9 protein-coding genes are annotated in these 9,512 nt (G+C 72.3%); 4 read left to right on the top strand and 5 right to left on the bottom strand.

The features are described 5' to 3' along the window. The first annotated feature begins 300 nt into the window (after positions 1-300). The gene (locus ADL22_RS29950) at positions 301-1,668 is read left to right on the top strand and encodes a dicarboxylate/amino acid:cation symporter (RefSeq protein ID WP_066986873.1); all 1,368 of its coding nucleotides are present in this window, start codon (positions 301-303) and stop codon (positions 1,666-1,668) included. Positions 1,669-1,775: 107 nt separating this feature from the next. Here the strand turns inward: ADL22_RS29950 and ADL22_RS29955 are convergent, their stop codons facing one another. From ADL22_RS29955 to ADL22_RS29965, 4 genes are all read right to left on the bottom strand, one after another. Further along, on the bottom strand, positions 1,776-2,678 hold the full coding sequence (locus tag ADL22_RS29955) for an alpha/beta fold hydrolase (protein ID WP_066986876.1): 903 nt from the start codon (positions 2,676-2,678) through the stop codon (positions 1,776-1,778). A 296-nt stretch (positions 2,679-2,974) separates the two neighbouring features. Beyond that, positions 2,975-3,286 (bottom strand): hypothetical protein, encoded by a 312-nt coding sequence (locus ADL22_RS29960; protein ID WP_066986879.1) that lies wholly within the window; start codon positions 3,284-3,286, stop codon positions 2,975-2,977. An 18-nt stretch (positions 3,287-3,304) separates the two neighbouring features. Continuing rightward, positions 3,305-3,442 (bottom strand): hypothetical protein, encoded by a 138-nt coding sequence (locus ADL22_RS35555; RefSeq protein WP_159048739.1) that lies wholly within the window; start codon positions 3,440-3,442, stop codon positions 3,305-3,307. Between the two features lie 800 nt (positions 3,443-4,242). Continuing rightward, positions 4,243-4,446 carry a cold-shock protein gene (locus tag ADL22_RS29965; protein ID WP_043264958.1) on the bottom strand — a complete coding sequence of 68 codons (204 nt, stop codon included), beginning with the start codon at positions 4,444-4,446 and terminating at the stop codon, positions 4,243-4,245. A gap of 247 nt (positions 4,447-4,693) precedes the next feature. Between ADL22_RS29965 and ADL22_RS29970 the strand changes: the two genes are divergently transcribed. Next, complete coding sequence (locus tag ADL22_RS29970) at positions 4,694-5,593, top strand: menaquinone biosynthetic enzyme MqnA/MqnD family protein (RefSeq protein ID WP_066986882.1); 900 nt, start codon at positions 4,694-4,696, stop codon at positions 5,591-5,593. A gap of 182 nt (positions 5,594-5,775) precedes the next feature. On the opposite strand, the gene ADL22_RS29975 is transcribed toward ADL22_RS29970, so the two are convergent. After that, complete coding sequence (locus ADL22_RS29975) at positions 5,776-6,981, bottom strand: alpha/beta hydrolase (protein WP_234430908.1); 1,206 nt, start codon at positions 6,979-6,981, stop codon at positions 5,776-5,778. 284 nt (positions 6,982-7,265) lie between these two features. Here ADL22_RS29975 and mqnC point away from each other — a divergent pair, with 284 nt between their 5' ends. Both mqnC and ADL22_RS29985 read left to right on the top strand, forming a co-directional pair. Then, positions 7,266-8,465, top strand: a complete 1,200-nt coding sequence (gene mqnC / locus ADL22_RS29980; RefSeq protein ID WP_066986885.1) for a cyclic dehypoxanthinyl futalosine synthase — start codon at positions 7,266-7,268, stop codon at positions 8,463-8,465. 236 nt (positions 8,466-8,701) lie between these two features. Continuing rightward, positions 8,702-9,244 carry an imidazolonepropionase-like domain-containing protein gene (locus ADL22_RS29985; RefSeq protein WP_066986888.1) on the top strand — a complete coding sequence of 181 codons (543 nt, stop codon included), beginning with the start codon at positions 8,702-8,704 and terminating at the stop codon, positions 9,242-9,244. Positions 9,245-9,512: the final 268 nt, after the last annotated feature.

A 9,512-nucleotide genomic window follows, 5' to 3' on the forward strand; every position in this document is an offset into this window, starting at 1 on the left:
TCCGCACCGGTCCGCCCGGCCCGTCCCCTACCCAAAGATTTTCTTTGGGACCCTCAAAGTTCAAGTGTTAACGTACATGCCATGACGAACGCAGCAGCGCCCTCGAACCCCATGAGCGTCCCGCTCGTGGTGCGCCTGCACGTCGATCTTTGCCGCTGTATGTCCGCGGCCTGTCGCCGCCGCTGACATGTCCCCCGGCGGCCGGAGATCCCGTTTCACACGTACGGACCTCCTGGCGCTTCCAGCACGCCCTTCCCGACGCCCCGCGTCCCACGCCTTCCTGTCCCCGGAGTGTGTCCGTTGTCCACGCCTGCCCCGACCCCCGCGCCCGCAGCGGCGCCCCAGGCCCCGAAGACCTCCCGCATACCCAAGATCCCGTTCTGGGCGCAGATCCTGGCCGGCCTCGTCCTCGGCGTGCTGCTCGGCTGGGTCGCCAAGAGCGGGGACGTCGCCTGGCTCGGCGCCACCCTGGAGCACATCGGCGACCTCTTCGTCCAGCTGCTGAAGCTGGCCGTCGCCCCCCTGGTCTTCTTCGCGATCCTGGTCTCGATCACCAACCTGCGGCAGGTGAACAACGCCGCCCGGCTGGCCACCCGCACCCTGCTGTGGTTCATGATCACCTCGCTGATCGCGGTGGCGATCGGCCTGGCCATCGGCCTGCTGACACACCCGGGCGCGGGCACCGGCCTGACCCCCAAGGACGGCAAGCTCCCGCAGCACACCGGCTCCTGGATCGACTTCCTGACCGGCATCGTCCCCACCGACGTCATCACGCCGTTCACCGAGCTCAACGTCCTGCAGATCGTCTTCATGGCCGCCGTCGCCGGTATCGCCGCGCTGCAGCTCGGTGAGAAGGCCGAACCGGTCCTCAAGATCAGCCGGTCCGCGCTGGAACTCCTCCAGAAGGCCCTGTGGTGGGTCATCCGCCTGGCACCGATCGGCACCGTCGGCCTCATCGGCCACGCCATCGCCACCTACGGCTGGAACCTCATCGGCAAGTACGCGACCTTCACCGTCGACATCTACGTCGGCTGCGCGCTGGTCCTCTTCGTCGTCTACCCGGTGCTGCTGTCGACCGTCGCCAAGGTCAACCCGCTGCAGTTCTTCCGCGGCGCCTGGCCCGCCATCCAGCTGGCCTTCGTCTCCCGCTCCTCGGTCGGCACCATGCCGGTCACCCAGAAGGTCACCGAACGCCTCGGCGTACCGCGCGAGTACGCCTCCTTCGCGGTGCCGTTCGGCTCGACCACCAAGATGGACGGCTGCGCCTCGATCTACCCGGCGATCGCCGCGATCTTCATCGCGCAGATCTTCAACGTCCACCTGTCCATCGCCGACTACGTCCTGATCGCCTTCGTCTCGGTCATCGGCTCGGCCGCCACCGCCGGCCTCACCGGCGCCACGGTCATGCTGACCCTGACCCTCTCGACGCTGGGCCTCCCCCTGGAGGGCGTCGGCCTCCTCATGGCCATCGACCCGATCCTGGACATGATGCGCACCGCCACCAACGTCGCCGGCCAGTCCGTCATCCCGATCCTGGTCTCCGCCCGCGAGAAGATCCTCGACCGCGACGCCTACGCCCGCGCCACCGGCGTCAGCCTCGTGGACATCGACACCGCCGGCGCGGCCGAGCCCGCCGCCGACCGCGAGCCGGCCCCCGCCGCGGCCTGACCCGCACCGCACGGCGTACGGCGCCCCCGCGGCCACCTCTCCTGGTGGGCGCGGGGGCGCCGCCGTGTCTTCCGGCCCGCGCGGAACGCCCAGCCCAGGGCCGGGTCCTACGCCGCCGACGCGGTATGCGCCAGCACCGCCCGCGCCAGCGGCCCGTGGACCTCCGGCGGCAGCGCGTGCCCCATCCCCGGCACCTCCACCACGTACGCGCCGCGGACGGCCTGGGCGAGGTGCCGCGGGTGCGGCGGCGGGAAGACCGGCTCGGCCGGGGCGGAGACCACCAGCACCGGCACCTCGTTCCGGGCCAGCGCCTCGGTGCGCAGCATCCCGCTGTGTTCGGCCCGCCCGTGCGCGGTCCCGGCGCGGTGGTGCCCGGTGTGCGCGATGACCCGCCGCTCCAGCGCGCGGTAGAAGTCCGCGTCGAAGGGCAGCCCGCCGCCGGCGAGCACCCGCCAGTGCTCCACCCGCCGCTCGATCTCGGCCTCCTCGCCGAGGTCCGCCACCGGGCGGGCCCACATCTCCAGCACCTCGGGGGCGATGCCCGGCAGCTCCTCCACCGGTACGCTGCCGCCGCCCGGCGGGGTGTACGGGGCGGTGCTGAGCGCGGACGTCCCGATGAGCGTGGCGCTGAGCACCCGCTCCGGATGGTCGGCGAGCACCATCTGGGTCAGCATCCCGCCCAGCGACATCCCCACCAGGTGCGCCCGCGCGATCCCCAGCCCGTCCAGCACCGCCACCACATCGTCCGCGAGATCCGCGATCCGGTACGGCCGCTCGTCGAACGACCAGGTGGAGCGCCCGGTGTCCCGGTGGTCGTAGCGGATCACCCGGTGCCGTTCGGCCAGCGCGTCCACCAGCGGCTCCGGCCAGCCGACGCCGCTCGCCTGCGCGCCCATCACCAGCAGCAGCGGCTCCCCGCCGGCCGGCCCGCGCTGCTCCGTCCACAGCCGGACCCCGTCCCCGGCCGCCACGAACCGCTCCTCGACCCGCGCCGTTCCGCGTACGGACATGGCTGACCTCCCCTGTCGTCGGTGATGCCGCGCTCAGCGCGACGAACCGTATCGTCTCGTTGCGCTCGCATCGTTGTCAACCGCCGTGGGGCGGGGTGGGGGCTGCGGCTGTGGACATGGGCACCGCCCGCGCGGGATACGGGCATGGCCGCGGCTTTACGAAAGGCAGTGACTCCGGCTCTGGAGCCGCGGCCCTCCGCGCGTCAAACTGGAACCCCGTGTCACCTCTGTGGGGGAGGTGGCACGGGGCCTGTCGGCCTGCCGCGGGCGTGCTCCGCCCCGGGGCCGCGCCCGCCTCACCGGGGCGGCAGGGCCACCGCCGTCTGCATCTGGCAGGAATTGCACCAGAACACCCACCCGTTGGCGTCCACGGACCGCGAACCGCACGCCAGGCACGGATCGCCGACGAAGCTCGCCGCCACCCACGCCCCGGCCGACGCGGCCCGCCGCCCGGCCGCCGCGCGCTCCTCGGCGTAGCAGGGGATGCACACCCCGCCCTCCCGGCCCGGCAGCTTCATCGCCCGCAGCCCGCAGACGGCGCACGGGAGTCTGCCGACGTACCGCGCGTCCAGGCCGACCGGCTTGCCGGGTCTGCTGAAGGCCGCCATGGTCTGCGTCCGCCTCCTCTATGCCAGGACCGTTCCGGTGCCGGCGCAGCCGGAACACTGGGTGGTGACCTTGCGGCCGCCCGGGGTCTCCCACTCGACGGTGCCCGCGCCGCCGCAGTCCGGGCAGGGCTTCTGCGGGGGCATGCTGTCGCTCATTCTGCCCACGGTAGAACCTGTCATGTGGCCGTGCGACCACTTTCCGTGATCGCATCGGACGGCCCCGCATTCACCGGCCGCGATCCTTCTCATTCGACCGGAGGTCCGGTTTTTCCTACCCTGTTCCCGTTCTTCCGGCGGTCGCCGCGAGGCGCCGCCGCGCGGGGCGCGCTCGGGCGTACGAAAGGGTGCGCAGGGGATGCGCGGCGAGCCGGCCGGGCCGGGACTCCGCAGGCCAGGGCCGGTGCCGCGCGCCGTCCGGGCTGGGGCAGGAGGACTCTCGGGCGCCCGGAATGCGGGCAATTCTCCATACCGGAGAATCGCGTCTCCGCACAATCCGCCGCCTCTCGGGCGCCGTTATTCCGCGCCGTTCCCCGATCTTTCCCGGGCCTTTTCCGGCGCCCGCCCGGACTTTTCCGCGCCTTTCCGGGCCATTCCGCGCCTTTCCGCGCCGTTCCCGGTCCGGGGAATTCCCCGTTCCGTTCCGTGCCGGTGCGGAAGGCCGTACGGAGCGCCGTCCGGAACGCCGTCCGGTACGCGCGCGGGCCGCCGGCGGGCAGCCGGGGCAGGGGTCGCGCCGCCCGGCGGACGAGTCCGGAAGCGCTCCCTCCGATGCCCGGACGGCCGATATTCACCTGGTATTCATTTCCCGGCGCGGCGGCCCGCCGGAAAACCCTCCCGCGCCCGGCCTGTACGAAAGCCGATACAAAAGGCAGGAGCCCCGTTCTCCGCCCGAAGGCGGAGCGGGGCTCCTTGGGTACTGCTGTCGGACCTGATCAGGTAAGGCCGGAGCGGGTAACTCAGGCCGGGGTGACGTTCTCCGCCTGCGGGCCCTTCGGACCCTGGGTGACGTCGAACGTGACCTGCTGGTTCTCCTCGAGGGAGCGGAAACCGGTGGCGTTGATCGCCGAGTAGTGGACGAAGACGTCCGGGCCGCCGCCGTCCTGGGCGATGAAGCCGAAGCCCTTTTCAGCGTTGAACCACTTGACGGTTCCGGTAGCCATGAGCCCTCCTTGGGCCAAAGGGTCGCCCTGCTCCAGAACCTGCAAACAAGTCTGAAAACTACAAAAGCCCGCGGTCACATGCTCCGCAGGCTCTGTACTGCAAGGGAAACCAAACTGCAACTTGGCCTGAGCCTAGCATGGTGGACTCGGAACGGGGAAGAGCCAAAGATCACGTTTGGCCGCGGCCGGGAATGGTCATACCGGCCCCGGCGTCCGCCCCGGCGCACCCCGGGTCTAGCCTCCGCATGTGGACAATTCAACCTTCCGAGACGCGCCCGCGGGAGCCGACGCCGACCACCGTCGCAGCCGGCCGCGGGTGGGCCACATCCAGTTCCTGAACTGCCTGCCCCTTTACTGGGGCCTGGCCCGTACGGGCACCCTGCTCGACCTGGACCTCACCAAGGACACCCCGGAAAAGCTCAGCGAGCAGCTGGTGCGCGGCGACCTCGACATCGCGCCGATCACGCTCGTCGAATTCCTCCGCGCCGCCGACGACCTGGTCGCCTTCCCCGACCTCGCGGTCGGCTGCGACGGGCCCGTGATGTCCTGCGTGATCGTCTCGCAGAAGCCGCTGGACCGGCTGGACGGCGCCCGGGTCGCCCTGGGGTCGACCTCCCGGACGTCCGTCCGGCTGGCGCAGCTGCTGCTCGCCGAGAAGATCGGGGTGCGGCCCGACTACTTCACCTGTCCACCGGACCTCGGCCTGATGATGCAGGAGGCCGACGCGGCGGTGCTGATCGGCGACGCCGCGCTCCGCGCCAACCTGCACGACGGGCCCGCGCTCGGCCTGGAGGTCCACGACCTCGGCCGGATGTGGAAGGACTGGACCGGCCTGCCGTTCGTCTTCGCCGTCTGGGCGGCCCGGCGCGACTACCTGGAGCGCGAGCCGGCGGTGGTCCGTACGGTGCACGAGGCGTTCCTGGCCTCCCGGGACCTGTCCCTGGAGGAGGTCGGCAAGGTGGCCGAGCAGGCCGCCCGCTGGGAGCACTTCGACGAGGCGGTGCTGGAACGGTACTTCACCACCCTGGACTTCCGGTTCGGCCCCGACCAGCTGCGCGGCGTCACCGAGTTCGCCCGCCGGGTCGGCCCGACGACCGGCTTCCCGGCGGATGTGCGGGTGGAACTGCTGGGGGCCGGCCGGGGGTAGGCCGGCGCCGGCTGGGCCGCCCGGGGGCCTGGGCGGCGCAGGGGCCGGGGCGGCGTAGGGCGGCCGCGGCGGGCCTTTGTCCGTCCCCGGCGACCCTGCACGGCCCGCGGCGGCTGTGGCGGCTTCTACGCCCCCTGGCGGGCTCCGGACGGCCGCGCGGGGCCCCTTCCGCCCCTCTCCCGCTACGGCGCCGGGGTCGGCCCCCGCAGGACCCGGCTGATGGCCTCCAGGCTGACGTCCCGCATCCCCCGCACGTAGCTCTTGGCGTTGTGGCCGCCGTCCTCGATGACGTGCAGCCGCGCGTGCACCGGCCCCTTGGCGTACCGCTCGATGAAGCGCTCCAGGTTGGCCCGGCCGCGCTCCCGCGTCCCTATCTGGAACTGGAGGAACACCTCCGGCCCACCGGGGCGGGCGGCCAGCCGCCGCGCCAGCTCCCCCGGGTCGTTGGCCCGCATCTCCGCCCGGTGGCCGCGCCACAGCGGCGAGTCCGGGCGGGTGTCCGGACCGCTGGCGATCACCGCCTTGAAGCGGTCCGGGTGCGCCAGGACCTGCTTCAGGGCGACGAAACCACCGGACGAGGACCCCATGAACGCCCAGCCGTCCCGGTCGGCGAACGTCCGGAAGGTGGCCCGCACCAGGTCCGGCACGTCGTCGGACATCCAGGTGCCCATCCTCGGCTGCCCCGGGATGTCACTGCCGTCGTAGTAGTGCCGGTCCGGGTTGAGCATCGGCATCACGATGATGAACGGCTTGGCGCGGCCCTGGAACACCAGGTCGGTGACGGTGCGCTGGAGCTGCAGGGCGGGGCGCGCCCAGTAGTTGTCCGGGTGGCCGTAGCTGCCGGGCAGGGCGATCAGCACCGGGAACGCGCTGTTCCGGTACCGCTCCTCGTAGTACTCCTTCGGCGCCCAGACCCACACCTTCCCGGTGACACCGGACTTCCTGCCGTGCAGCGTGGTGACGCCGATCTTCGTACCGTCGTCGAGCGTCGCGGCCGTACGGAACGCGGCCCGGGGGCCGGACGGCATCCGGACCGCCGGGTCGGCCGCGGCAGCCCGCACCGCCCCCGGGGCGCCGTCCGGCAGCGCCTGGCTGAACGACATCGGCTCCCCGGTGTCGTTGAGCACGTCCAGGTACTTGACGGCGGGGTAGGCGAAGAGGCCCGCCACGGCGATCAGCCCGGTGAGGAACGACATCCGCCACCGGGGGCGGCGGCGCGGCCGCTCCTCCTGTACACGCGGCCGCTCCTCCCGTACACCCCGCGCCGGACCGGAACGCCCGGAGGGGCGCGGGGGGCCGGCCGGCCGGCCACGGCCCGTCAGGCCGCGGCGGGCGGTGCGGTACTCCTGGCGCGGGTCGTACGGGCGGTCCCCGGGGGTGCGGTACACGGGCGGTCTCCCGATGGACGGGCCCTGGACCCAGGGCGCGCGGGACGGATGGTCGGCTTGCGCCCTGTTTGATGCGGAAAGCGGGCGGCCGGGTTTCGGGGGCGCGGCATGACCTGGGTCATAAGCCGACTGACCAGGCGTCAGCACCCGGAACAGGGCGCACGGCCGTACGCACACGCCCCCGGCCGCCCCGCACCCCGGCCGCCCCCGGCGCTGTCAGACCCCTGGCGTAGGCTGGTCGCGTCCGTCAGTCCTTCTGATACGCCTCCGAAAGGGACGCCCCGGTGACCGAGAACGCCGACCTCCAGTCCGTACTCGACCGCGCCGCCGCGGGCGGGCGCATCACGCCGGAGGAGGCGCTCGACCTCTACCGCTCCGCGCCGCTGCACGCCCTGGGCCAGGCCGCCGACGCCGTCCGCCGCCGCCGCTACGCCGGCACCGAGCACATCGCGACGTACATCATCGAGCGGAACATCAACTACACCAACGTCTGCGTGACGGCCTGCAAGTTCTGCGCCTTCTACGCCGCGCCCAAGGACACCACCAAGGGCTGGACCCGCGACCTCGACGACATCCTGCGCCGCTGCGCGGAGACCGTCGAACTGGGCGGCACCCAGATCATGTTCCAGGGCGGCCACCACCCGGACTACGGCGTCGAGTACTACGAGAAGCACTTCGCGGCCATCAAGAAGGAATTCCCGCAGCTGGTGATCCACTCCCTCGGCGCCTCCGAGGTCGAGCACATGGCGCGGATCTCCGGTGTGTCGGTCGAGGAGGCCATCACGCGGATCCACGCCGCGGGCCTGGACTCCTTCGCCGGCGCCGGCGCGGAGCTGCTCCCCGAGCGCCCCCGCACGGCCATCGCGCCGCTGAAGGAGTCCGGCGAGCGCTGGCTGGAGATCATGGAGACCGCGCACCGGCTGGGCGTGGAGTCGACGTCCACGATGCTGATGGGCACCGGCGAGACCAACGCCGAGCGCATCGAGCACCTGCGCATGATCCGCGACGTCCAGGACCGTACGGGCGGCTTCCGCGCCTTCATCCCGTACACCTACCAGCCGGAGAACAACCACCTGAAGGGCCGCACCCAGGCCACCCTGTTCGAGTACCTGCGCATGATCGCGATCGCGCGCCTCTTCCTCGACAACGTCGCCCACATCCAGGGCTCCTGGCTCACCACCGGCAAGGAGATCGGCCAGCTGTCGCTGCACTACGGCGCGGACGACCTCGGCTCGATCATGCTGGAGGAGAACGTCGTCTCCTCGGCCGGCGCCAAGCACCGCTCCAACCGCCAGGAGATCATCGACCTGATCCGCAAGGCGGGCCGCGTCCCGGCGCAGCGCTCCACGACGTACGAGCACCTGATCGTCCACGACGACCCGGCGAACGACCCGGTCGACGACCGCGTCGTCTCCCACCTCTCCTCGACGGCCATCGAGGGCGGCACCGCCCACCCCGAACTCAAACTCATCGACGCCAACTGACCCATCGGGCGTCCCCTGGAGCTGGTGGCACGGCGAACCGCTTCTGCGGCGAACCGCCCGCGTGGCGAACCGCTTCTGCGGTGACCCGCTCCTGTGGCGGTGACCCGCTCCCGTGGCGGCGACCCGGTCGCGTGGCGAACCGCTCCCGCGGCGCGCCGCTCCCTGCCGCGAACGGCTCCCGGGGAACGCTCCGCCGCACAACGCATCCGCCCCTCTTCCATGACGGCTGGCCGCACATGCTGACGCTTCACCGGGTACGGGCCGTCCAGCCCGCCGCCGACGCCGAGCCCGTCCCCGGCCACGCGGTGGTCGTGGACGGCGACCACCTGGCCGCCATCGGCCCGTACGAGGACCTGCTGGCGGCCTACGGCGAACGCGCCCGCGTCCGCGAGTGGGACGGAACCCTCACCCCGGGCCGCCACGAGCCGGACGGCGCGGCCCTGTTGGAGGCCGCCTACCACCCGGACCCGCGCGAAGCCGGCGAACTGGGCACCGAACCGCTCACCGGCGCGGCGCTGGCCGCCCTCCCGATGACCGAGACCCGCTGGGGCGCCAGCGCCCGCCGCGGCCTCCAGCGCCTCCTCGCGTCCGGCACCACCAGCCTCAGCGGCCCCTTCACCCGCCCCGCCGTCCGCACCGCCGTCCACCGCTCCGGCCTGCGGTCCCGCCCCTCCGCCCCTCTCACCCCGGGCGCCCCGGCCGACTTCGCCATCTACGCCCCCGACGGCACCTGCCTGGCCACCGTCCTCTCCGGCCGCCTCCTCCACCGCCGCCGCTAATCCACACCCCTGCCCGGCCCCCTCCCTCTCCCCCTACACTCCAACTACGCCTACACAACTACACTCAGTAACGAACCGGGAACAAATAACTCTCCGTAATCGTTGCCGAAACAAGGAAGGAGGCAGACAGGCGGCCCCGGCACCCAGGCACTAAGGCCCCGCCGCGCACGCAAACGCACCCGACCTAACCCCTCGCACAGCCGCTGCCCCTCCAACTGTCCCCGCACTGTCGTCCGCCCCAGGCCAGGCCAGCGCCCCTCGCCCCGAC

Source organism: Streptomyces sp. NRRL F-4489 (assembly GCF_001509485.1).
GTDB lineage: Bacteria > Actinomycetota > Actinomycetes > Streptomycetales > Streptomycetaceae > Streptomyces.